Genomic DNA, 23,776 nt, shown 5'->3' on the forward strand with positions numbered 1-23,776 from the left:
GTGCTCCACATCATCTTCGACAACCCGGTCATCCCCGGAAACACCGGCGCCGCGATTAGGCTCGCCGCAAACACCGGCGCACAGCTGCACCTCGTGGAGCCGCTCGGATTCAATTTCGACGACAAGCACGTGCGCCGCGCGGGCCTGGATTACCACGACTTGGCCAGCCTGATCATCCATCCGGACATCGACGCCTGCTTCGCGTCGCTTCCCGACGCCCGCGTGTTCGCCTTCACCACCCACACCGAAAAGTACTTCCACGAGGTGCAGTACCGCGACGGCGACGCGCTGCTCTTCGGCACCGAACCGACCGGCCTACCGCCGGAGCACGCCGAACATGAACGGGTGACCAGCCAGGTGCGCATCCCCATGCGCGAGGGCCAGCGCAGTATGAACCTGACGAACTCGGCGTCAGTCGCCGTCTACGAGGCCTGGCGCCAGCTCGGCTTCCCGGGCGGCGTCTGACGTTTCCACGAACATGTCGTCGGCTTGCAAGGGAGGCAGCTCACGGGCGCGCAGCTTATCGACGAGCTGAAGTGCCTCACCCGTATCCATATCCCGACACGACATCTTGAAGGCCCCTGGGACAAGCTCTAGGTCAACCGTGGCGAGGTCCAACGGACGCTGGGTTGGCGTGCGCAGGTAGCTGATCTCCTGAATGTGCGGGATTTCCACCGCCTGGTACCAGCGGCCCAGCCTTCCGACGGTGAGGTGCACCACGTCCAAATCCGGGCGCAGCGTGACCGTTTGGCGGCGCCAGTCGATCGGCGAAACCCAACGGGCCCTGCGCGGCGAACGGTAGGTGGCGTGCTCCAGGTCCGTGAGCTCCTCGGCCGTGAGCGGGCCGACTGCGTCGACAACCCGTTTCGCCTGCTCCCACGTGCCCACCGGCAGAAGCTTGGAGGTGCCGGTGGTCTTATTGCGTTCCGATCCGTAGCCTGCCACGGTGACCGAGACCGTCCACCAGCCGAAGAAACGCCAGAACATCGGCTGCCGCAGTTGCACCGCGTGGATACGCCCGCGCGGCACCGCCTGCCGGCGCCTATTCGCCAACCCATAGTTCAGGTGGTAGACCTCGCCGTCCTTCTTCGAGTTGAAGCGCCACGACGAATCGATCGTGCCCCAGATACGCGGGAAGAAGCCGATCACCACCGGCACAATCGCGGCGGCCGTGAGGTCCGTCCACAGCGGCACCGTCGACCACGCCAGCGTGAACAGCGTGGACATCTGTGCGGTAGTTGCCACCAGTGACCGGCTAATCGGAATCGGCGGGACGAGGGAATCGCCTTCATCCGGTGCCGAATCGGCAAGCTGCGTGGCACCACCTTCCTGTCCGATGCGCCTCAGAATCTGGGCGCGCACCTCATCCGCCTCTTCGCGTGGCAGGTACGAGATGTCCAACCCTGCGCTCGCGGCACCCGCCACCTCGATGCGCACTGCCGCCAGGCCAAACAGGCGCGGCGCGAACGGCTCCACCACGTCCACCGCCTGGATGCGGTCGTAGCGCGCGGAGCGCACCTGGTTCGTCAGCACACCCCGGCGGGTTTCCACCTCTTCCTCACCCACGATGAACCCCGTGCGGGCCCACCACAACTGCGACAACCCAAACGCCACGAAGAGAAACAGCACGAAGCCGCCGAGCACCCACGCCGCCTGGTTAAGACCCACATTTTCCTCGCGCAGCCAGTTGTAAATGGGCAGCGTGAAGTTGAACGCGGCGAGTGTGGCCAAGCCAAGCACGAACGCCCATACCCGAAGAATCGGGCTGAGCCGGTGGACCTTGCGGTATCCCTCGAGCACATCCGCCATGGTTTACAGCCCACTCATGTACTCGCGCGCTTTCGCGGCGAGGCGGTCGCGGAGGGCGTCAGCTTCGTCGATAAGCAAGCCCGGCACCTCCGTATTCGAAGAAGTGGACGCGGTGTGCACCTTCAGTTCCTTGAGCCCCAGTGCGCGCGCAACCGGACCCGACTCCACATCCACGAACTGGATGCGCCCGTAGGGAATCGCAGTGATGGTGTGGAACATCTTGCCGCGGCTGACAATCAGCTCGTTTTCCGTTTCCAGCCACCCGATGTTGCGCACCTGGAACGGGATGAGGAACATCTGCCAGATGAAATACACCGCGAAGAACCCGAACGGGATGAGCCAGCCCCAGCCCCACTGGCGGTAGCACAACCAGAAGATCACTAGCAGAATCACCGCCCACAGTACGTTGCTGACGTACCTGGGGATCATCAACTTCTGTGACACGCGGTGCATCGACTCCACCGATGTCGGCAGCGGCGTCACGGGCAGCGCAGGCTCAGTCATGCCGGTTACGCTACCAGCCTGGCTAGACATCGAAAGATGCGCCCGCGACGCGAGGGTTGGTCACCATCGAACCCTTAAAGTTCGCCGTCTTCCTCGGCAGCATGCGGTTGCGCGAGACGAACTGCGAGCCGTCTTTGAAACGGAAGTACAGGTTCGGGCCCGCAGACTCGATGTGCGCAATACCGTGGCTGACGTTCGAGTGGCAGCCGGAACACAACGGGATGAGATTGTCCAGGTTTGTGGCGCCCCCGTGTTCCCACGGCTTAATATGGTGAACCTGCAGGAACCGCCTGTGCGCACATCCGGGCATCGCGCATTGGTACCCCCAGACCGCGATCAGTGCTTGCACCTGCCCGTCGGTAGCAAAGCGCTGCGCTCTACCAACGTTGAGCGTGAGCCCTTTCCGGTCGAGGTAGTGCATCCGCGCGACGGCGTTCGCCACGTAGCTGCGGATTTCTTCGGACCGCGCGGAGGGATTCTCAGGCATCCAGCACCTCCCGTCCTCGGTGACCATGATGTTCACTTGCGCACCCGGGGTACGCAGCGGGCTCAGCGGGTTGGAGCGCACCATCTGCACCATGGTGAGAAACGCCGCGTACATGTCGCCCTTCTCGGGCGGGCCGTAGCGCGACGGCAAGTTGAGCACTTTGTCCGCGCTAAGGGTTGTGTCCTTGTCCGGCGCGCGGACCTGCTCCCCGGGACATGCTTCTTCCTGGTTTTCTGCCTCGTTGATCAGCTTCTCAACGGCCTCAGGATCCAAGAGCGCATCAGTGTCAAGGTCCTCGATGCCGTAGCTGGCCAGCTGCGCGATTTTCAACGCCGAGAGCACCTCCTGCCCGACCACCGCCGGCAGCAACCCACGAACGTCAAGCATCCCGTTATCCAAGACATTCGCCTTGAAGAACGGTTCGGCCGGGTCAACGTTTTCCTCATTGCCCACCCCGGCAAGCGCTTGGCGCAGCTCACTGTCGCAGAGGCACTTCGCCAGCTCCACAAGCTCTACCTCGTTGTCCTCCGTCATACGCGGCAACAGGTAGCGCACGGTGGAATACGCGATCTCGCCAGCCGCGAACGCCGCGTACAACACGCGGAAGCGCCTCACGCCCCGCGCAACGCGGGCGTATTCATAGGCCAACGAGGTGGCGATGCGCAGTTCGCGTTGCAACCACTGGCTTGTCGAGCTCAGCCCGTGCGCCTCCGCGAGCCCCAGCTCGTCGAAAATGCCGACAGCGTCGAGCATGCGGGCCCGGTTCCGTGTCGAGGCGGCGTGATATTCCTGTATGCGAAACGTGATGGATGCGGATTGCAATCCATCGTCTTCGTACTGTTCAGCTGCGATTCCCACTGCGCTGTCTCCCCTCCGAATGTGTGGATGTAGAACAAGTGTACGTCGTTTATTAGTTCGAGTAAAGAGTTCGATTAAACTTTTTTAAAGGTGACACCAGCATTTTGTTAATGAGCATCACCTTCAAGTAGTTCATTTATTCGATTTTCAAATAATTTACGCCAAACGACTATGCAGCCGCATAGCGCAACCCACCTCTGGCTCCATCGGCATCCCCTATAAATCCCGAAAACGGACTATGCAGCCGCATAACGCCGACATAACCCGGCGCGGCACTGCTCCCCTATCGACATCCCCTATAAATCCCGAAAACGGACTATGCAGCCGCATAATTCACCGGAAGTCGCGCGACCCGCGGGTGAGCCACTCCCCCATCGCCAGCGGCTCCAACCTGTCCGCCACCACAGACACGGCCCCGGACGCGTTTTGCACGATGCCACGCACCACAAGCGCCTTCGCGGTGCGCGCGAGCACACGTTGCCGGTTCCACAGCCCAACCGGAATGACCACGTTGATCAGCCCAGTCTCATCCTCCATACCGAAGAACGTCACCCCGCCGGCAGTGGCCGGGTGCTGGCGGTGCGTGACCACGCCGGCAATGCGCACGCGGGTGCCGTCCTCCACGCCGCGCAGAAGCTCCGAAGCGCACACCACGCCCTGGGCAGACAACGCCGAGCGCACCATTTCCACGGGCATTGCGCCTGGGGTCACGCCGGTGGCCACCACGTCGGCGGCCATGAGCTCGAAGGCGTTCATGCCGGGCAGTGCGGGGGCGGCGATAGCGGATAGGCCCGGCAGCATTCCTTCCCGCTCGGTCGCGGCGACGCCCGCTTGCCACAATGCTTGACGACGATCCACCCCGAAGCAATCCAGCGCCCCCGCCCGAGCGAGCGCCTCCACATGCTCGACGGTGAGGTCCGCGCGCCTTGACAGGTCGGGGATGCCGGAAAAAGGCGCCGCCTCCTCGATACGGTCGGCGGCAGCCGCACCCAGGCCCCGCACTAGGCCGAGCCCCACCCGGATGGCGGACGAGTCGACGCAGCGCGCCTCGCGCCCGGACTCGTTCACAGAAACCGGCAGCACCCGAACACCGTGGCGGCGGGCGTCCTGGATCAGCGACTGCGGCGAGTAGAACCCCATCGGCTGCGCCCGCAGCAACCCCACGCAGAATTCGGCCGGGTAGTGGTACTTGAACCACGCGGAGAAGTACACCAGCGACGCGAACGACTGCGAGTGCGACTCCGGGAACCCGTAGGCGGCAAACGCCACAATTTTCTGCCACAGGCGCTCGGCCACATCCTCGCCGATCTCGTTGGTGCGCCAGCAGCCCTCGAAGAAGCGTGCCCGCAGCGCCGCCATTTTGGCGGGGGAGCGTTTGGAGCCCATGGCTCGTCGTAAAGCATCTGCTTCCCGGCCCGAGAACCCCGCAGCATCCACGGCGATCTGCATGAGCTGCTCCTGGAACAGCGGGATGCCCAGCGTCTTGCCTAGGGCGCGCTCGAGTACCGGGTGGTCGTACTCCACAGGCTCCAGCCCGTCGCGTCGCCGCAGGTACGGGTGCACGGAGCCGCCCTGGATCGGGCCCGGGCGGATCAGCGCGACCTCTACCACCAGGTCGAAAAAGCACCGCGGCTTTAACCGGGGCAGGGTGCCCATCTGGGCGCGGGACTCCACCTGGAACACGCCGACGGAATCGGCGCGGGAAAGCATGGAGTAGACGTCAGCGTCGTCAAGCGAAAGCTCCCACAGGCGCACCTCTCGCCCCGTGGTTTCGCGCACGAGATCCACCATGTGGTGCAGCGCCTCGAGCATGCCAAGCCCGAGCAGGTCGAACTTCACCAACCCGGCGGACGCACAATCGTCCTTATCCCACTGCACCACCGAGCGGTTTTCCATCCGCGCCCACTCCACCGGCACCACGTCGGCGATGGGCCGGTCGCAGATCACCATGCCTCCCGAATGAATGCCCAAATGTCGCGGCTGGCCCTTGAATTGAGCAGCAAGCTTATCGACGCCATCCGGCACCTGCGCTATCCCCTTCGCCCAACCATCAGCCGCACCCTGCGCGTAGCCCAAGGCGCGGGCGGCGTCACGCACTGCACCCTTCGTGCGGTAGGTGATCACGTTGGCCACCTGCGCGGCGTTGTCGCGACCGTAGCGGGAATAGACGTACTGGATGACCTCCTCTCGCCGGCCCGACTCGATGTCTAAGTCGATGTCCGGCGGGCCGTCGCGCTCCGGCGACAAGAAACGCTCGAAGAGCAAACCCGCCGCGATCGGCTCGACGTTAGTGATGCCGAGTGCGAAGCACACCGCCGAGTTCGCCGCACTCCCGCGGCCCTGGCACAGGATGTTTTCGCGCGCGCAGAAGTCCACGATGTCGTAGACGATGAGGAAGTAGCCGGGGAAGTTCAGCTCCTCAATCACGCCGAGCTCGTAACGGATCTGCGCCATCGCCTTGTCCCGCACCTCCGCGGGCCGGGAGGCGTAGCGGAACTGCGCGCTGGCGAGAGTGAGGTTTCGCAGGTGCTCCATCTCGCTGCGCCCGTCCGGCGTGGGGTAATCCGGCAGCTCCGGCGCCACGAGGTCGAGCGTGAAGGCGCACTGCCGCGCCAGCTCAACGGTGTACGCCAACTTTTCCTCGCAACCGGGCAGCATGCGGGCGAGCTGCTCGCCGGAGCGCAGCCAGTTCGCGCCCATCGGATGCAGCTCGCCGTGCGCCGCGGCGAGCGACTCCCGCCTAGCCAAGGCCCGTTTCGCCGCGGCCAGGCGTGCATCGTCCCGCGTGGCGGCGGCGGGGGCCGCAGTGACGATCGCCGAGATGTGAACAAAGCGGTCCAAAGTGGCGTGCCGGTCGGCGTCCTCCGGACACATGGTCACCTCGTATTCCCGCACGACGTGGCCATCACCGAAACTTTCGACCAGACGATCGATTTCGTCCGCCCACCGCCACCCGGCCAGCGCCACGCAGGTGCCGCCGAGACGCTGGCCGATCAGCTCCAGTGGCGGGTAGGCCACGACATCTTTCTCGCGGGTGGCCATGTGCGCGTCGGCGATAAGGTGGGACAGGCGCTTGTAGCCTTCGGGGCCGCGGGCGATGACGGGCAGCACACGGTCGCCGAGCGTGAGCTCCGCCCCGAACACCGTGGCCACGTCTGCGGCGGCCGCGGCTTCCGCGAACTTCACGGCACCGTAGAATCCGTCACGGTCCAGCAGGGCAAGCGCGCCAATGCCGAGTTCGACAGCGCGCGCAACAAGGGCTTCCGGCTCGCTCGCCCCGCCGAGGAAGCTGTACGAGCTCACGGCGTGCAGCTCCGCGAACGGCACCGCCGGCTGGCACGGGCGCGGCCACGGGGAGGAAGGCTGGCCGGTGTGCTCCACGGGCACGGGCTCGGGGCCGGAGCGGCCGGAGAGGATGCGCTCCAGCCGCGACCACGAAAGTGGCTCGCCCCCGTTAAATCTCATGTTCGAAAACGCTACCAGATTTCGAACACCAGTGCCTCCCCGCAGAGCCCGCCCAGGTCCCGCCGGTGAATCTTGAATAGACTAAGCGGTTCGTAAGGTGCTACATTCACGAACCGTAAATTTGTTGCACCCCTATTTCCAGGAGGAAAGCCATGCGTCTCAACCGCACTCTGGCCACCGCCGCAGCAGCGGCAATCGCCGCCACCAGCCTTGTCGCCTGCTCCAACGAGGCAGCTGACAACGCCGGTACCGCCGACAACGCCGCAGCCGACGGCGACACCGTAACGGTGAAGATCGGCACCACCGAGTCCGACCAGGAAGCCTGGACCGTCTTCCAGCAGCTCGCCTCCGACAACGGCATCGAGCTGGACATCGTGCAGTTCTCCGACTACTCCCCGGTTAACGAGGCACTTGCCCAGGGCGAGATCGACGTGAACAAGTTCCAGCACATCAAGTACCTCGCGGAGTACAACGCGTCCTCCGGCAACGACCTGCGCATCGTCGGCTCCACCGAGATCGTGCCGCTCGCGCTGTTCTGGAAGGACCACGACTCCCTCGACGGCATCGAGGGCGAAGAGATCGCAATCCCGAACGACCCGTCCAACCAGGGCCGCGCCATCAACGTGCTGGTCCAGGCTGGCCTGCTCACCCTGTCCGACAACGTCGCCGACGAGCTGGCGCCGACCCCGGCTGACATCGACGCGGCGGCCTCCAAGGTCACCGTCGTTCCGGTGGACGCGTCCCAGACCCCGAACGCGTACAACGAGGGCCGCCCGGCGATCATCAACAACACCTGGCTGGACCGCGCTGGCATCGAGCCGTCGCTGGCCATCTTCGAGGACGATCCGAACTCCGCGGTCGCAGAGCCGTACATCAACGTCTTCGCCGCCCGCGCAGAGGACATTGACGACGAGACCCTGAACAAGCTCGTCGAGCTGTGGCAGACCGACGAGGTCGCCGAGGCCGTGGCCAAGGACTCCAAGGGCACCTCCGTTCCGGCGTACCGCCCGAAGGAAGAGCTCAACGACATCCTCGATCGCTTGCAGGAGAAGTAAGCAATGCGAGCTAACCGTTTTGCAGCTGCGGCCACCGCAGCGCTTCTGGCCTTCGGTGTTGCCGCGTGCGGTGGCACGGAGTCGTCGACAAGCGATAATGCTTCCGGCGGCGAAGCCGTGACCGTGAAGATCGGCACCACCGACGCCGACCTGAAGGCTTGGTCCGTGTTCGCGGACAAGGCGCAGGAAGAGGGCATCAATCTAGACATCGTCCGCTTCACCGAGTACCCGCAGGTCAACCCTGCGCAGACGGAGGGGCAGATCGAGATTTCGAAGTTCCAGACGATCAACTACCAGGCCCAGTACAACGCCACGGCGAACCAGGACCTGCGCATCATCGGCTCGGGCGAGATCAACGTGCTCGGCCTGTACTGGAAGGACCACGATTCGACCGACGGCATCGAGGGCGAGGAAGTTGCGATCCCGAACGACCCGTCGAACCAGGGCCGCGCCATCAACGTGCTGGTGCAGGCGGGCCTGCTGAAGCTGAAGCCGGATGCGCCGACGCTCACGCCGACGCCTGCGGACATCGATAAGGAGGCCTCGAAGGTCTCCGTCGTGGCGGTGGACGCTTCGCAGACGCCGAATGCGTACAACGAGGGCCGCCCCGCGATCATCAACAACAACTGGCTGCAGCGTGCGGGCATCGACCCGGCCTCCTCCGTGGCGGCGGACGACCCGAACTCGGAGCTGGCGGAACCCTACATCAACGTCTTCACGGTCTCCGCGGACGACCTGGATAACGCCACGTACGAGAAGCTCGTCGAGGTGTGGCAGTCGCCCGAGGTCACCGAGGCGCTCAACGAGGATTCCAACGGCACCGCGGTGCAGGTCCAGCGCACCAAGGAGGAGCTCAACGAGATCCTCGACCGCCTCACGGAGGAGTACAAGTAGATGGCAAAGACCGGCACCCGGATTGAATTCCAGAACGTATCAAAGGTCTTCCAAACGAAAGACCGCGAGGTCAAAGCCGTCGACGACGTCAGCTTGACCGTCGAACCGGGCGAGATCCTCGGCGTGATCGGCTACTCGGGCGCCGGCAAGTCCACTCTCGTGCGCCTGATCAACGGCCTGGACATGCCGACCGGGGGGCATTTGCTTCTCGACGGCGTAGACGTGGTCGGCCGCAAAGAAAAAGAGCTGCGCGAAATCCGCCGCAACGTCGGCATGATCTTCCAGCAGTTCAACCTCTTTTCCTCCCGCACCGCCGCGGGCAACATTGAGTACCCGCTCAAGCTCGCAGGTGTGGACAAGAAGGAGCGCGAGCGCCGCGTGGCCGAGCTGCTCGACTTCGTCGGCCTGTCGGAGCGCGGCAAGAACTACCCGGAGCAGCTCTCCGGCGGCCAGAAGCAGCGTGTGGGCATCGCCCGGGCGCTTGCCACCAACCCGTCGCTTTTGCTTGCCGACGAAGCCACGTCCGCACTCGACCCCGAAACCACCCAGGAGGTGCTCGGAGTGCTGCGCCGCGTGAACGAGGAGCTGGGCATCACCATCGTGGTGATCACCCACGAGATGGATGTCATCCGCTCTATCGCCGACAACGTCGCGGTGATGGAGGACGGCCGCGTGGTGGAGTACGGCAGCGTCTACGACGTGTTTGCTAACCCGCAGACCGACGTGGCGAAGCGCTTCGCCGCAACCAGCCTGCGCAACCGTCCGGACGAGGTGGAGCGCGCGGAGCTGCTGGCCAAGCCGGGCCGCCTGTTCACCGTGGACCTCGCGGAGGATTCCGGCTTCTTCGGCGCCGCCGAGGCTGCCCGCCGCGCCGGCGTGACGGTCGAGCCGGTGCACGCCGGCATCACCACCCTGCAGGAGCGCTCGTTCGGGCGCATGACGGTGCGCCTGAACGGCGACAACAACGCCATCGACGAGTTCCTTAGCACCCTGCAACGCAACACCGACATCGAGGAGATCACGCGATGACCGAGTTCCTGCTTGCTGAACCGAACTGGGACAACCTTGGTCCCGTCTTCGTCGACGCGATCGGCGACACGCTGTGGATGGTGGCCATCACCATGGTGGTCGGCGGCTTCTTCGGCCTGCTTCTGGGCATGCTGCTCTACACCACCCGCCCGGGTGCGATCCTGCAGAACAAGGTGATTTACACCCTGATCAACGTGGCCGTGAACTTCTTCCGCCCCATCCCGTTCATCATCATGATCGCCATGCTCTACCCACTCACGCTGCAGGTGGTGGGCACGACGATTGGGCGCTCGGCGGCGACGTTCGTGATGTGCTTCTCCGCCACCTTTACCGTGGCGCGCATTGTGGAGCAGAACCTGGTGGCCATCGACCCGGGCGTGATTGAGGCGGCGCGCTCCATGGGCGCGAGCCCCTGGAAGATCATCACGTCGGTGATCCTGCCGGAAGCACTTGGCCCACTGATTTTGGGCTACACCTTCATCTTCATCGCGGTGATCGATATGTCCGCGATGGCCGGTTACATCGGCGGCGGCGGCGTGGGCGACTTCGCCATCGTTTACGGTTACCGCGCGTTCGAGCCGCAGGTGACCTGGGCTGCGGTGCTGGTGATCGTGGTGATTGTGCAGCTCGCCCAGTTCCTGGGCAACTGGCTGTCGAAGAAGGTCATGCGTCGCTAGCCTTGGGTGCCATGAAGGTAGCGGCGTTCGACTTCGATGGCACACTCCACCACCCCGGCGCGGGTATTAACCCCTCCGACATCGCCGCGATAGATGCCTGGCGCAATGCCGGGCATCTTGCCATTTCCGCCACCGGGCGCTCCCGTTCCGCGCTGGCGTACGCGCTACGCGGCAGCGGGCTTGAGTTCGATTACCAGGTGTTGTCTAACGGCGGCTCCGCCACCGACGGCGCAAACACCGAGCTGATTTACGGCTACGAAGTCGACGCCGCCGTGCTGCACGCTGCCCTGGATGCGTTCGGGGAACGCGAAGGGCTGGCCATCTTCGGCACCACGCTCGGCCGCGTCGACGGCGTGTTTGCGAATAACACCGGCGCCGCACACACCTTCACCGCCCACTTCGAGCCCATGACGCGCGCCGACATCCCCGCCCACCGCTTCGCTGTGGTACCCATTTGGGTTCCCGGAAATGAGGCGTTGCGTGCTGAGGTGGTCGAATGGGCGCACACGCTCGATGGCGTGACCGTGGCGCAGAACCAGGACTACATCGACCTCATGGCGCCGGGGCGCAACAAGGGTGCAGGTGTGGAGGAGCTGCTTGCCGGCGTCGGGGTGGAGCCGGATCAGTTGATCACCTTCGGCGATTCATGGAACGACTTGACCATGCACGAGATCGCTACCGTGTCGCACAGCTTCCGCCACTCCCCGCCCGAGGTTCAGGACGCCACCGACCGCGTCATCGGCGCCGTGCACGAGGTGCTGGCGGGCTACCTCTAGGCGTTCGGTGCTTTCTCCGGGTGCGGGCAGCGCTCGAACTCTTGCTTCGTCACCACTGCCACGCCCGGGGCGTCGTTGCCGTCCTCGCCGATATTGTCGCCGATGAGGATTTCACCCGGGCGCAGCGCCAGAATTTCACCCACGGTGGTGGCCACCGGCAGCGTCTCTGTGTCGTCCGCGGTGGACGCGGCCACCGCCCGGACCGGCGCGCTGGTGTCCTGCGGGATGGTGAACGGGTCTTTCGGGTCCCACCAATCCGCCGGTGCGTTCAGGTTGAACACGAATTGGTCCTGCTGCGGGGTGCGCGCCTTGAACGCGCCCGGGTTCTGCTGCAGGCCCTCGCGGAAATCGCTCACGGAGATATAGTCCACCCGCGTGCCGCACGGCTGCACGCGCACCACCACGTCCCCGTCGGCGGTCATTTCAAAACCGGTGGTGCCCATAACCTCCGGGCGTGCCCCGCACGCCGAGGTGGCTACCCCCGCCACCATTAGCACCGTAGCCAGCAGTGCTCGTTTGCTCATGCGGGACATCCTAAAGGTAGGTGCACCCGCGCGCGCAACTTAGGTGAGCGACTCCACTTTCCAGGCGAAGGATTCCTTCGGTGGTTTACCGCAGGAATCCACCACCCCGGCGACGGGCTGCTTCGTTAACTCGACGCGGTAAGTGCGGTCGGTGGCGGCATGCTTGACAGCGACGTGGGCCACGGAGCCGTCGATAAGCGCGCTGCCCACCTGCAACCCGCCGTAACTCACCTGCGTGCCGGTGCGAGCGAGCTGCTCGGCGACGGCGATTTCCGCGGCCTGCTCCGCGGGCCCAAGGGTGCCGCGCCCGCGGTTGCCCGGCACGAAGAACTGGCCCTCGATGGCGGCGGTGAGCATCGCGTCGGTGGCCTCGACGTTCATCCGGCCGAAGCTGTACGCCCAGGGCATGAGAAGCATCGTTGGCGCGAAGCGGTGACCTTTGATATGCGAGGTCTCCCACACTAAGTCGCCCGGGCGGCGGCTGTGCATCTGCGCCACCATCGGCCGGCCCTTCACCGCGCAGCACACGTCGCGCTTCGCATGGGTGCAAATGAGCAGCAGGGGGCGGTTGCGTACCTGCGCGCCGTTGCGCCCGGGGCCGGAGAGGTCCAGGTTAAGCAGCGCCTCCGGGCCGTCGACGTGCAACACCTCGATGACGCCCTCCTCGGCGAATACGAGGTAGACGTGGTGGTCGTCGATGTTGCGGCCCTCGCGCGTTGGGTGGCGAATGAGCAAAAGGGACGCGTCGAACCCGTCGAGGTGCCCGGCGATGTCGGCGGTGAGCGCCTCGCCGAACGTAGCGTCCTTGAGCACGTCGCGGGGCCACGCGTCCGGCCATTCGAAGAGCACATACGCAGACCCGGTTTTGGCGGTGCCGGGGAGCGGTTCAGCCTCAACGTCGGAGCATGGCAGCGGAGTAGTCATGCGCCACACTCTAGCCCACCACGCGACGCGGAATTGAGGGTACCCTAAGCCACGGGCATTTGGACGACCATCCAGGAAATAACGTTTGCGTAACCATTTGCGTTTTCAGCCCATTCCTTTTGGTTTGCCCCGGCGGCCTGAATACGGTGATTTCCGTGTTGAGTAACTCCGGAGGGCGCAGCAGGAACGTCGCCGCGCGCCGCATCGCCGCCACGGCAGCATGCGCCGCGGCGATTTCCGCGTGCGTGGCCTGCGCCGGACCGGACGGCACCGGCGGGCCGACGACCATGCTGGGCAGCTCCGCTTCCTCCTCGAAGCTGCAGCCGCTGGGCACCGCGGAGCTCTCCCCGAAGTCTGAGCGCCCCTCCGAGCCCGCACAGCTCGCAGTCACCGGTGTGCGCGTGGGCACCCACGAAGGCTTCGACCGCGTCGTGGTGGACCTGGAAGGCCAGGGGGATCCGGGCTGGTTTGTGGATTACACCTCCACGCCCATGCAGGAGACCACCGGCCAGCCGCTCACGGTGGCGGGTAACGCGTTTTTGAACATCAACGTCGACGGCACCGTCTCCCCCTTCGAAATGGGCCGCGACAACGGCGTGGCAGTGGAGAATGCTGGCGACACCGGCAACATTGTGGACGTCACCCACGCCGGAACGTACGAGGGCCGCACCCAGGTGGTGGTAGGGCTTCGCTCCGAGCTGCCGTATTCGGTGCAGGTGCTGCGCGGCCCGACGCGCCTCGTGGTGGATATCGTGCAGAGCTAACTCGCTAATACACCGCCTCCACGCGCCAGCTGCGGCGGCTCCACACCAACAGCCAGCCGGTCGCGGCCCCTTCCCCGCCGCCCTCGCGGCCCACTACTTGCATGCGCGCGACACGGTTTGCCATCACCTCGTTTTGGGCCCACCACCCCTCGTCCACCGGCCATGGCCCGGCCCATCCGGTGACGAGGAAGCGGCGCTCGCCCCACGCGAGCGCGTATGGGTTGGAGGATAAGAGGGCTTCGGCGGTGACGATGACGGGGTTCGCCTGCGCGTCGATAAGCACGATGCGCGAGGCGGGGTGGTCGATGCCGCCGCCAAGGCGCGCAGGAAGCGGCGCGGGCACGGCACCGGGCCAAGCATGCTTATCGACGTCCGGCCCAGCCTCCCCGTACGGCACCAACCGCACCCGCTCCGCCACCCCGCGCCCGCCGACCAGCTTCGGCTGCACCACCGCGTCGATACCCAGCTGCGACTGCACGCGCTCCACCACACGCCGCGCCCCGTCGGTGGTGGCGCGGTCGGCCCACAGCTCACCCGCCGGCTCCGGCGCGGCGAGCTCGAGCGGCTCCAACGTAAGCGCCACGATCTGCCCCGCGCCGCCGCCGGTGAGCCACCCGTCGAGCTGCCAGCGCACCCGGTCCGCCGTCGCCGCCTCGGTGAGCGCGTCGCGGGTGCGCCAGACCCGCTCGACCTGGGTGCCGTCGCCAAGCTCCGCGACCACCTTCAGGCGCAGGCAGTTGCGGCCGGTCTCTTTCAGCCGCTCGTGCAGGCTGGCGGCGAGCGCGCGGGCTGCAAACGCGGCGGCATCCACCCGCTCGATGGGGTCCTCCGGCGTAACCGCCACGGCGAGGTCCTCCACCGGCAGCTCCGGGGCCACGCGGCGGTCCGGCGCGGCAGAGGCGATACGGTGCAGAAGCATCCCCTCCGCCCCGAAACGCGTGGTCACCGCGGCCGGCGGCAGTTCCGCGAGCTCCCCCAGCGTGCGCACGCCGAGCTGACCGAGCGAGGTCACCGTGGCGGTGTCCGCGCCGAGCGCCACCTCCGCCGACAGCGCACCCAGCGGCTGGGACGCGAGGAAGTGCCGCGACTGCCCCGCAGGCACCACCGCCCCGACCCGCGCCGCGATCACCGCCGTGGCGATCTCGTCGGCCGCGCCTGCGAAGGCGTCGATGCCGCGGCGCGATGCTGCGTCGATAAGCATCTCAAGCGCGCGTTCCTCGCCGCCGTGGAACTTGCCGGCGGCCTCCACGTCCACCAGCACCAGGCCAGGCCGCAGGATCTCCACGCTCGCCGCGACGTCGTCGAAGCTGGCGGCGAGCGACGCGAACATGCGCCCGTCGCGGTCCGGGTTGTCGTCAACCACCGTGAGCTCCGGCGCCGCCGCCTGCGCGTTGCGCACCCGCATACCGCGGCGCACCCCCAGCTGGCGCGCCGCGAACGAGCTCACCTTGACCCTGTGGTGCGCGGCGATAGCGATCGGCTCCGCCAGCTCGTCGCCGGAATCCAGCTTCGCCGCCTGCACCGGCCAATCCGGGAACCACAGCGCCGCCGCCCTCACGTGACCACCTTGAGCTGCGGCTTTTTCGCCCCGCCGCCGAGCGTCACCGTCGCACTCGCCGGGCGGCGGCCCTTGGTTTCCGCGCGCACGTCGAAGTCGATGCCCGTAATGCGCCCCGTGCCGCGGCCGATGCCGTGGAAGGCGGACAACGTGCCGGTGACCGTGAGCGCAGGCGAGGGAACCTGCACGTTGACCAAGACGAGCGCCGCGTCGGCCTTGCGCAGGCGCGCGAGCAGCGGCCGGGCACGCACCGGTGTGAGCTCGAGCGCGGTGCGCGTGCGCAGCACCACCAGGTCCAGCCCTTCGGCGAGCACACCGGCGACCGCCAGATCGTCGATGCCCGGCTCCGGCACCGCCACCACGCGCTCCAGCGCATCCTCCGGCATACCCGCGTATGACAGCTCCGGCCACCCCACCACGCCGGCGCGCCCGCCCGCGCCCGCGACTTGGGCGATAAGCTCCACAACCAGCGCGGGTGTGTCGCTGAAGTGCGTGACCGCCCGGCGCGGCAACCCGCCATTCGGCAGCACGGTCGAAAGTGGCCCCGACACCGCGAGCACGTCCTCGTCGGCGACAACCTGCTGCGGCACCTCTCCGCCGATGGCGGCCATGCGGGCGCGCAGCTCCGCGATCTGGTCCGCGCGCGTCGGCTGAGCAGGCGTTTCCGGCTGGCGCGCCAGGTTCGACTGGCCGTCCGGAACTGCTCGAAAGGGTGTTCTGCTCACGGGGATGAGTATGCACCCCAGGTCCGACACGGGCAAGCGTCGAGGTCGAACAGGGGTGCTAATTTATCGGATACGTTCGGCGCCCTAGTAACGTCGCCGGGCATGGATCTCGTGAGCGCGTCCGCAGTGCGAAACTTGCCCACCCCAATCCCCACGCCTCCCGCCGTGCGCGCGCTCGGCTCCCTCGGGGTGGCGGTTTCGGTCGCGGTAATGGCCTCCCAAGCTGCGCTCGGCGTGAAGGTGCTCGTCGCGTTCGCGTGCGTCGCCGCCGCCGTGGGCGTCACCCTGGCGCACCCGTACCGCGGGGAAATGAGGCGGTTCGCGGAGGAGAACAAGGTGGCCACGGTGCCGTCGATAAGCATGCTCGTGCCCTTGATGCTGTGGTGGCTCGCGCTGATGCTCGCGCCGCTCGCGCAGTGGCCGGCGTGGGGTGCGGCGCTGCTCGGCGCGGCGCTGTTCGGGCTCGCGTGGGTGCTTTACCCGCACGTGGACGGCACACGCAGGCTCGCGTACGCGTAGAGCTACTCGAAAGGTTCTACTCGAAAGCCTTTCTAGTAGACGCATTTCCGCAGCTCACACTAGAAACATTCGGTTTCGAGTAGCTTTCTAGTAGCTTTCGAGCTCCTGTAACGGCCCTTCCAAGTACCACACAGCCCGAGGGTCGCGCGCACTGTTGCCCCTCCAATGAATGAGCCCCTCCTCGCGCAGTGCCTGCAAGGCGCGCCGGGCAGGCGGATTAGAGATTCCCAGCGCATCAGCAACCTCGCCGGTGGACATAGGTCTGGCTTTCGCCTGCAATACCGAAAGCACATTGGCGGCGTGAGGCGGGAGAGCGTCCACGGTCCCCGGGTCCAGCCGTTGCACCGCCTTCAGCGTGAGCACCACACTTCCGCTGGTCTGCCAGTAAACCGGATCAGCAAAACCAACCCGCCGCATGCCCGCAAACATACGGCGGATTCCCTCCCCCAACTCTTGTCCGATGCGAAGCTCCGCGGTCACTCTGGCAATCAACGGATTTCGCGCAAAACGGGCAATAGATTCGGGGCGGGTAGGATCCACGAGGCCCGGAAAACGCCCCGGGCTCGAGACCTCAATGCGGGATGGGTAGACCTCGAAGCGCACATGGTCGCCCGCCATGCTGTAAGAACGGTGAATAGCAGCATTCACCAACCCCTCGAGCCAGACATCGTGAGGGATGAGATTCTCGTCCTCAAACAGACCGGAATTCCCCAACCGGCGAACCTGAGGCAGCATCCCTTCGATCGCTTTCTGAGCAGACCGAATCTGCTGCGGTAACGGACCGCCGAAACGCTCGTCTTGCAGAAGTTGCTGCTGGTAGCCAGCGCGCCGCTCATCCTCGCCGAATCTGAGCACACGAACGTGCGCGTTGGGGAAAAACTCCTGCGGGTCATTGCCGAATAGCAAAATTGCCGCCGTACGCGGCCTGCCATCTCGGTCGATGAGATTCCTCGCTTTGAGGGCATCCGATGCAGATGAAGAACCTATGGCGCTGGCATATTCACCCACCAAATCCATATCGAGGTCACTAAGAGCAGCACGGGGAGGCACCGTCGCGTCAAACTGCTGCTCCCCCTTGGTGTAGCGGAGCTCCAATATGCCGTCGGCATTGAGCTGCCGAGTCTCATCACCAACACGCAAAAAGCAGTCTCCCGAACGCAGATAATGCACACTCTCGCTCGGCACCACATGAAACAGGTACACCTGCGCCCCATCGCCGACGTCAAACGGTTCGATCCGCACGCGCACCGTGGGATCAGTGTGGTCAAGCGATGCCTGCCTCAGGGCATTGTCCTGGGCAGGCGTGGGAACCCCGTCGAATTCCCGATCGGTGATGCCAACCGCGACGACCCCACCCTCCGCGTTGGCCATGCCGACGATGGTTTTCGCAAGATCCTTCGGCTTGATACGAAACGACTTCCGCTCAAACCATTGATCCTCCGGTATTTGCAAGAGGAGACGCGGGTCATCTCGGTAGCTACTCTCTCTTTTCACATCCTGAAATTCTACTCGAAAGCCTTTCTAGTAGACGCATTTCCGCAGCTCACACTAGAAACATTCGGTTTCGAGTAGCTTTCTAGTAGCTTTCGAGCTCCTGATGGCTATGCCGACGAGGGTTTTCGCGAGGTCCTTCGGCTTAATACGAAACCGCTGCGGTGCTACCGCGGCCGACAATCTGGTTCCCTATCAATAGACTAAATGGTCTGTAAAGGAAATGCGGCAGCGCACAACATCGTGGAGGTACATCACCGTGGGAGCAGCAATCGCAATCGTCGGGGCCGGACCACGGGGCATCTCGATCACGGAGCGCATCGCGGCATACCTCAACACCCGCGGTGCGGCCGACGGTGCCGAGGGCGAATTGACCCTGCACGTCATCGACGATGCCCAGCTCGGCGCCGGGCGCATCTGGGACACCGAGCAAACCCGCACGTTGTGCATGAACACCCTCGCCGGCGCCGTCACCCTCTTCACCGAACCCGGCGCGACCGTTGCCGCGCCCGTATTCGAAGGGCCCACCATGTACGAGTGGATCCAGGCGCTGCGCGGCGAGAAGGAGCATTCGCTTATCGACGCCTACCCGCCTACCCTCCCCGACGCCTTCGCCGAGGAGATTCGCGTCACCCGGCCCGAGTCCAACCCCACGCGCGCGCTGTACGGCGAGTATCTGCGCTGGGCGTGGCAGGTTGCCCTGGCACAGTTGCCGGATTCCGTGGAGGTGGTCGAGCACCACGCGCGCGCAGTCGCGATCGCCGCCGAGGGCGACCAGGACGCACTCACGCTTACCGACGGCTGGGTGGTCCACGCCGATTCCACCGCGCTCGCCTCCGGCTGGGTGCTCCCCTCCCCCACGCCCGCACAACAGGCGTTTGCCGAATCGGGGCTGACCTACATCCCGCCGGGGAACCCCGTGGAGCAGGACATTACGCGAATTGGTGCCGGCGAGCGGGTGCTGGTACGTGGCATGGGCATGGGCTTTTTCGACCTCATGGCGCTGACCACCATCGACCGCGGCGGCCGTTTCGTCGAGGACGACTCCGCGCGCGCCGGTCTGCGCTACGTCGCCTCCGGCAACGAGCCGCACTTCGTCGTGACTTCGGGGCGCGGCTACCCCTACCTGCCGAAATCTGAGTACCACTCCCTGCCGCCGAAGGCCGACTTGTCCCGCCTGCGTGCCGCGATCGAGGCCGCAACTGAGACCGCATCCGCACCAGTGTCCTTCGGCCGGACCCTGTGGCCCGCACTCGCCCGCGACGCCTACGCCGAGTACTACCGCGTGCTCGCCCGCGTGCGCCCCGAAGCGCTCACCGCGCCGCTCGAGGAGATACTCGCCGCCATCGACGCCACCGACCTTGCCGCGCATGCGACTCCCGACGACATCCTCCCCGTCGCCCGCGCCTTGACAGCCGCGCTGGACGGCATGAGCACTGAAGCTTTCGACATGGCAGCCTGGGTGGACCCGCTCGCCGGCACCGAGGACCTCTCACTTGAAGAACTCCAGCAGCGCGTCGCCGAAGGGATGACCGTGGACATCGCCGAGGCCGTCGCGGCCTGGGATTCCCCGCTCAAGGCCGGGCTCTGGGCGATTTCGGCCGGCCGCAAACCCAGCGCCATCGCCACAGAGAACGGCCGCGGCGCGCGCGAAGCGGCCCTGTCGCAGTACATGGCGTTCGGCCAGATGGTCGGCTCCGGCCCGCCGCTGTTCCGCACCCGCGAGCTGCTCGCGCTTTTCGACGCCGGCCTGGTCACCTTCCTCGGCCCCGACCCCATCGTCGAAGTCGACGGCGACACCTACACCGCAACCAGCCACACCCGCTCGGTGCGCGCCACCGCGCTTGCGGATGCCTTCCTGCCCGGCCCCGACATCCGCACCTCCCCCGACCCGCTGACCGCCTCACTGCGCGATGCCGAGCGTGTGCGCCCCTTCAGCGGCTCCGCCTCGCCGGAGACGGACGACGCCACCCGACGCACCGTCCACCCGGACGGTTCTTTGGATACACGCCTGCACATCGTGGGCATCCCAACCGGCAAGCAGTGGGCGGATACCACCATTTCCCCAATGCCGGGCACCGACCCGCTCATGCTGCAGGAGACGGATAAGACGGCCCGTTCCCTGCTGACCCAGGCCGGATTTCGCAAGCCCGCGGCGTCCAGGGGAACTAGATCATGATGAGACCACGGAATCCTAGGTTGCCTGTAGATATATTTCCTCATGATCTAGTTCGGTTTGAGCGGAACGGCCGCGAGAGCACAATGGGGGACATGAGCAGCGAATCGACATTGCAACGCATGTGGGGCCACTCGCCCGCCCCGAATCCCGAAAGCAGAAGGCGGCAAGGCCGTCATCGGCGGCGTATGCGAAGGCATTAGCGCCCGCTACAACCTCGACCCGGTCCTTGTCCGCGTTATTTTCGTGCTGTTTGCCCTATTCTTCGGCGGCGGCCTGTTCATGTACCTGCTGTGCTGGTTCGTTATGCCGCGCTATGGGCTCGCATCCAGCCCGGCAGAGGCGATTGCAACCCCGAAAGAACAGCTCCTCCCTGCGGAACGGGGTGAGCGCTCGACTGGGTGGTGGCTCCTGGTCGGCTTGATTATCACCGTCCCGTCGGCATCCACTGCCGGCGATTCCCGCGGATTCGTGGCGAGCGTCTTACTGTTCTTGCTTGTCTGGTTCTTGGTCTACCGGCGCAGCCCCGAGCCGCCCGAAGGCTTGATCACGCCGCCCGAAACGACGCTGTGACCTCCGGTAGTCACCCCAGATCCCGCGCCACCGCCCAGCGCGTGAGTTGGTGCCGGTTCGAAGTTTGCGTCTTGCGCAGGATATTGGAGGCGTGCGTTTCCACCGTTTTCACCGAGATGAACAGCCGCTCCCCGATCTCCTTGTAGGTGTAGCCGCGGGCGAGCAGACGCAACACCTCCAGCTCGCGGCGGGTGAGCGAGTCCACCGTCGGGTCCGTCTCCTCCACAACCCGGCCCGTGGCGAACGCGTCCAACACAAACCCCGCCAGTCTCGGCGAAAAATACGCGTCACCGCCGCGCACTCGCTCGACCGCCTCGGCCAGCTCCGCGCCCGAGATGTTCTTCGTCACGTATCCGCGCGCGCCGGCACGGATCAGCGCGATGACATCCTCTGCGGCGTCGGAGACGCTCAGCGCCAAATACGAGGGTCCCGGCGCGCGCTGCAGCACCGCTAAGCCACCGCCGTCCGGCATGTGGACATCCAAAAGCACCACGTCCGGGCCAGTCTCGGCGATCCCGCGCACGGCATCCGCGACGCTGCCAGCCTCCCCGACGATCTCTATCTGGCCGGCGCTTGCGCTGGTCAGTTCGGCGCGCACGCCAGCACGGAACACGGAGTGATCATCCACCAAAAACACGCGGGTCATAGCGTCAACGCTAGTTCGATTTCGGAGCCATTGCTTTGCGACGATTCCACGCTCACGCGTCCTCCCACCTTCTCCACCCGGCCGATAATCGAGTCCCGCACCCCGTGCCGATCTACAGGAATCGCGTCCATGTCGAAGCCTGCTCCGCGGTCGCGCACAAACACGGTGAGCTCGCTGGCGAGGTGCTCCGCGTACACGTCCACCGAATCCACGCCGGCGTGCTTCGCCGCGTTCACCATCGCCTCCCGCGCCGCAAGTACCACGGCTTCGGTGCGCTCGTCGAATGCCACGTCCTCCCCCACGGTCACCGGCTGGATGACCACGCCGTAGGTGTCCTCCACCTCCCCGGCAGCTTTCTGCAGCGCGGCGAATGTCGTGGTGTGGTTGGGCACGGAGTCGTCGAAAAGCCAGGCCCGAAGCTCGCGTTCCTGGCTGCGCGCGAGGCGCGCGACGGCCTCCGGATCCTCCGACTCCTTTTGAATGAGCGCGAGCGTCTGCAGCACCGAATCGTGCAGGCGGGAGGCGATTTCGGCGCGCTGGTTCGCCACCGCCTTCGCCTCGCGCTCGGCGACCAGGGAGTTCGCCAGCTTCACAATGAGCGGCACGACAAGCACCCCGACACCGACGACGGTAACCAGCACGGAGATCACGACACCGGCAACACCCGCGGACTCCCCGAGCAGCGCGACCGCCAACACCCCGGCGATGATGAGTACAGCACCGAGTGTCAGCGCCGCAACGTTGGGCACGGTTCCCGTGCCGCGGTCGTACGCCTGCAGCGCGATCACCGCACCGACGATGAGCACGCCAAGCACGAACACCACAGTCGCGCCCGCCCCTGAGGACACCTGCAGCGCCATCAGCGCGCCCGCGAAACCGAGCGCCACAAGCCCCACGTTGGCAGACGTGAGACGCTGCCGCGTGACGGGCTCGCCGGTGTCGCTGAGCGGCACAAACATCCACATCGCCGCGTACAGCAGCGCACCGAAGCCGCCCGCGAAGCTCGCCGCCACGAAAAACAGCCGCACCCACTTCACATCGATCCCGAGATGCCGCGCGGCACCCGACGCCACACCGGCGACGACGCGCTGTGAGCGGTCGCGTTTCATCTTCGGATACAGGGCATACGGGGAGCGATCGGGCATACCCACCATGGTTCCACGACACCGCAGGCAAGCACATCGGGGATGACCCTGAGGGAAAAGATCAGGGGCGATCCCGATACCGCTTTTGCGCCGCGCCAAGCAGGATGGAGGCATGGAAACACAAGGCCCCCTCAAGCAGATGTGGGACACCCGCCCGCCCCGCATCCCGGAAGACCAGGGCGGCAAAGCCGTCGTAGGCGGCGTCTGCGAAGGCATCGGCGCCCGCTACCAGGTGGACCCAGTGTTCGTTCGCGTGCTCTTCGCAGTGCTCTCGCTCGTCTTCGGCGGCGGCATCTTCTTGTACTTGCTGTGCTGGATCAACATGCCGCGCTTCGGCATGACCCGCAGCCCTTGGAGCGCCGTAGTCACCCCGGGCGAAAAGCTCACCGAAGTAGAGAAGAACGAGCGCGCCACCGGCTGGTGGCTGCTGCTCGGCATGCTCATCTTCTTCCCCTCGATGTCGATCGCGGGCGACGCGCGCGCCGTGCTGGTCACCTTCATCCTGTTCGCAGCGGGCTGGTACTTCGCGTACCAGCGCCAGCCCGAGCCTCCCGCGGGTCTCCTCCCGGGGTCGCCGGAGCCTTCGCTTCACGACGCCACCGGTACCCCACCTCTCGACACCTCCCACCTCACCCCACCGGAGGGCTACCCGCACCCTGGTGAAGGCCTTAAGCCGCCGGCGTGGGACCCGCTCGGCGCCGCCCCCGGCCTGTGGCACCTGCCGGAGCCGGTGGAACCAGAACCTGCGCCGAAGAAGTCCAAAACCAGCGGGTGGATCTGGCTCCCGATTGCCTTGCTGGTAGCTCTCCCCCTCGCAGCGGCGGCCACGATAAGCGGCGGCCACTTCGAGGTGCGGTTCGGTCCCGTCGGAAGTGCCGATTTGAAATTCAACGACGTTGACACGATCCCTGATTACCAGGCTTTAGTCGGAGAAACCCGCATCGACCTCTCTGATCTGGAGCCACTCGAAGAGCCGAAGACCCTAGAGTTCAACAACGGGGTCGGCGAACTCGATGTCGTCCTTCCGAACAACGTTCCTGTGGAAGTGAACTGCAAAGTGAATATCGGGGAAACCGCCTGCCCGCAGGGTAAACACAACGCGGACAAGGAAGGCGAAATGCTCACGCTCTACGTTTCGCAGCGGGTGGGATCCGTAAGCGCGTACTTCGAGGAGTGA

At 65.7% G+C, this 23,776-nt stretch carries 22 protein-coding genes; 11 read left to right on the forward strand and 11 right to left on the reverse strand.

The window, feature by feature from the left end:
* Nucleotides 1–465 carry a tRNA (cytidine(34)-2'-O)-methyltransferase gene (locus HWX32_RS08735; protein ID WP_075468035.1) on the forward strand — a complete coding sequence of 155 codons (465 nt, stop codon included), beginning with the start codon at nt 1–3 and terminating at the stop codon, nt 463–465.
* On the opposite strand, the gene HWX32_RS08740 is transcribed toward HWX32_RS08735, so the two are convergent.
* The 4 genes from HWX32_RS08740 to HWX32_RS08755 form a co-directional block, all read right to left on the reverse strand.
* Entirely contained in the window at nt 412–1,809 is a 1,398-nt protein-coding gene (locus HWX32_RS08740) for a PH domain-containing protein (protein WP_175935568.1), read from the reverse strand. The two genes, HWX32_RS08735 and HWX32_RS08740, sit on opposite strands and share 54 nt — an antisense overlap.
* Nucleotides 1,810–1,812: 3 nt before the next feature.
* Nucleotides 1,813–2,313, reverse strand: coding sequence for a PH domain-containing protein (locus HWX32_RS08745; RefSeq protein WP_242648269.1), 501 nt, complete (start codon nt 2,311–2,313; stop codon nt 1,813–1,815).
* A 22-nt stretch (nt 2,314–2,335) separates the two neighbouring features.
* Entirely contained in the window at nt 2,336–3,553 is a 1,218-nt protein-coding gene (locus tag HWX32_RS08750) for an HNH endonuclease signature motif containing protein (protein ID WP_175935569.1), read from the reverse strand.
* Between the two features lie 438 nt (nt 3,554–3,991).
* A complete protein-coding gene (locus HWX32_RS08755; protein ID WP_175935570.1) occupies nt 3,992–7,123 on the reverse strand; it encodes an error-prone DNA polymerase in 3,132 nt (1,043 codons plus the stop codon).
* A gap of 152 nt (nt 7,124–7,275) precedes the next feature.
* On the opposite strand from HWX32_RS08755, the gene HWX32_RS08760 reads away from it, so the two are divergent.
* The 5 genes from HWX32_RS08760 to HWX32_RS08780 are packed head-to-tail and all read left to right on the forward strand — an operon-like array spanning nt 7,276 to nt 11,554.
* Nucleotides 7,276–8,178, forward strand: a complete 903-nt coding sequence (locus tag HWX32_RS08760) for a MetQ/NlpA family ABC transporter substrate-binding protein (protein ID WP_175935571.1) — start codon at nt 7,276–7,278, stop codon at nt 8,176–8,178.
* Between the two features lie 3 nt (nt 8,179–8,181).
* Nucleotides 8,182–9,072 (forward strand): MetQ/NlpA family ABC transporter substrate-binding protein, encoded by an 891-nt coding sequence (locus HWX32_RS08765; protein ID WP_075468021.1) that lies wholly within the window; start codon nt 8,182–8,184, stop codon nt 9,070–9,072.
* Nucleotides 9,073–10,101, forward strand: a complete 1,029-nt coding sequence (locus tag HWX32_RS08770) for a methionine ABC transporter ATP-binding protein (protein WP_175935572.1) — start codon at nt 9,073–9,075, stop codon at nt 10,099–10,101.
* Entirely contained in the window at nt 10,098–10,778 is a 681-nt protein-coding gene (locus tag HWX32_RS08775) for a methionine ABC transporter permease (protein ID WP_075468017.1), read from the forward strand. The genes HWX32_RS08770 and HWX32_RS08775 overlap by 4 nt, the downstream gene beginning before the upstream one ends.
* 11 nt (nt 10,779–10,789) lie before the next feature.
* On the forward strand, nt 10,790–11,554 hold the full coding sequence (locus HWX32_RS08780; RefSeq protein ID WP_175935573.1) for an HAD family hydrolase: 765 nt from the start codon (nt 10,790–10,792) through the stop codon (nt 11,552–11,554).
* Here HWX32_RS08780 and HWX32_RS08785 read toward each other — a convergent pair.
* A complete protein-coding gene (locus HWX32_RS08785) occupies nt 11,551–12,078 on the reverse strand; it encodes a hypothetical protein (RefSeq protein WP_175935574.1) in 528 nt (175 codons plus the stop codon). The genes HWX32_RS08780 and HWX32_RS08785 overlap by 4 nt on opposite strands.
* A gap of 39 nt (nt 12,079–12,117) precedes the next feature.
* On the reverse strand, nt 12,118–13,002 hold the full coding sequence (locus tag HWX32_RS08790) for a sucrase ferredoxin (RefSeq protein WP_175935575.1): 885 nt from the start codon (nt 13,000–13,002) through the stop codon (nt 12,118–12,120).
* Nucleotides 13,003–13,157: 155 nt separating this feature from the next.
* On the opposite strand from HWX32_RS08790, the gene HWX32_RS08795 reads away from it, so the two are divergent.
* Entirely contained in the window at nt 13,158–13,766 is a 609-nt protein-coding gene (locus HWX32_RS08795; protein ID WP_242648268.1) for a hypothetical protein, read from the forward strand.
* 4 nt (nt 13,767–13,770) lie between these two features.
* Here HWX32_RS08795 and HWX32_RS08800 read toward each other — a convergent pair whose 3' ends face one another.
* Both HWX32_RS08800 and HWX32_RS08805 read right to left on the reverse strand, forming a co-directional pair.
* On the reverse strand, nt 13,771–15,324 hold the full coding sequence (locus HWX32_RS08800) for a DNA polymerase Y family protein (protein ID WP_175935576.1): 1,554 nt from the start codon (nt 15,322–15,324) through the stop codon (nt 13,771–13,773).
* Nucleotides 15,321–16,049 carry a hypothetical protein gene (locus HWX32_RS08805; protein WP_368485907.1) on the reverse strand — a complete coding sequence of 243 codons (729 nt, stop codon included), beginning with the start codon at nt 16,047–16,049 and terminating at the stop codon, nt 15,321–15,323. Before HWX32_RS08805 ends, HWX32_RS08800 begins: the two co-directional genes overlap by 4 nt.
* A 102-nt stretch (nt 16,050–16,151) precedes the next feature.
* Here HWX32_RS08805 and HWX32_RS08810 point away from each other — a divergent pair, with 102 nt between their 5' ends.
* Nucleotides 16,152–16,568, forward strand: coding sequence for a hypothetical protein (locus HWX32_RS08810; protein ID WP_175935577.1), 417 nt, complete (start codon nt 16,152–16,154; stop codon nt 16,566–16,568).
* Between the two features lie 87 nt (nt 16,569–16,655).
* Here HWX32_RS08810 and HWX32_RS08815 read toward each other — a convergent pair whose 3' ends face one another.
* Entirely contained in the window at nt 16,656–18,062 is a 1,407-nt protein-coding gene (locus HWX32_RS08815) for an RNA-binding domain-containing protein (protein WP_175935578.1), read from the reverse strand.
* Nucleotides 18,063–18,282: 220 nt separating this feature from the next.
* On the opposite strand from HWX32_RS08815, the gene HWX32_RS08820 reads away from it, so the two are divergent.
* Both HWX32_RS08820 and HWX32_RS08825 read left to right on the forward strand, forming a co-directional pair.
* A complete protein-coding gene (locus HWX32_RS08820) occupies nt 18,283–20,238 on the forward strand; it encodes an FAD/NAD(P)-binding domain-containing protein (RefSeq protein WP_175935579.1) in 1,956 nt (651 codons plus the stop codon).
* Between the two features lie 174 nt (nt 20,239–20,412).
* Nucleotides 20,413–20,808 (forward strand): PspC domain-containing protein, encoded by a 396-nt coding sequence (locus HWX32_RS08825; RefSeq protein ID WP_303049156.1) that lies wholly within the window; start codon nt 20,413–20,415, stop codon nt 20,806–20,808.
* Between the two features lie 10 nt (nt 20,809–20,818).
* Here the strand turns inward: HWX32_RS08825 and HWX32_RS08830 are convergent, their stop codons facing one another.
* Nucleotides 20,819–21,454 carry a response regulator transcription factor gene (locus tag HWX32_RS08830; protein ID WP_175935580.1) on the reverse strand — a complete coding sequence of 212 codons (636 nt, stop codon included), beginning with the start codon at nt 21,452–21,454 and terminating at the stop codon, nt 20,819–20,821.
* Entirely contained in the window at nt 21,451–22,599 is a 1,149-nt protein-coding gene (locus tag HWX32_RS08835; RefSeq protein ID WP_254868368.1) for an ATP-binding protein, read from the reverse strand. The genes HWX32_RS08830 and HWX32_RS08835 overlap by 4 nt, the downstream gene beginning before the upstream one ends.
* A 112-nt stretch (nt 22,600–22,711) precedes the next feature.
* On the opposite strand from HWX32_RS08835, the gene HWX32_RS08840 reads away from it, so the two are divergent.
* On the forward strand, nt 22,712–23,776 hold the full coding sequence (locus HWX32_RS08840; protein WP_175935581.1) for a PspC domain-containing protein: 1,065 nt from the start codon (nt 22,712–22,714) through the stop codon (nt 23,774–23,776).

This window comes from Corynebacterium sp. Marseille-P4321 (genome assembly GCF_903645305.1).
Taxonomy (GTDB): Bacteria; Actinomycetota; Actinomycetes; order Mycobacteriales; family Mycobacteriaceae; genus Corynebacterium.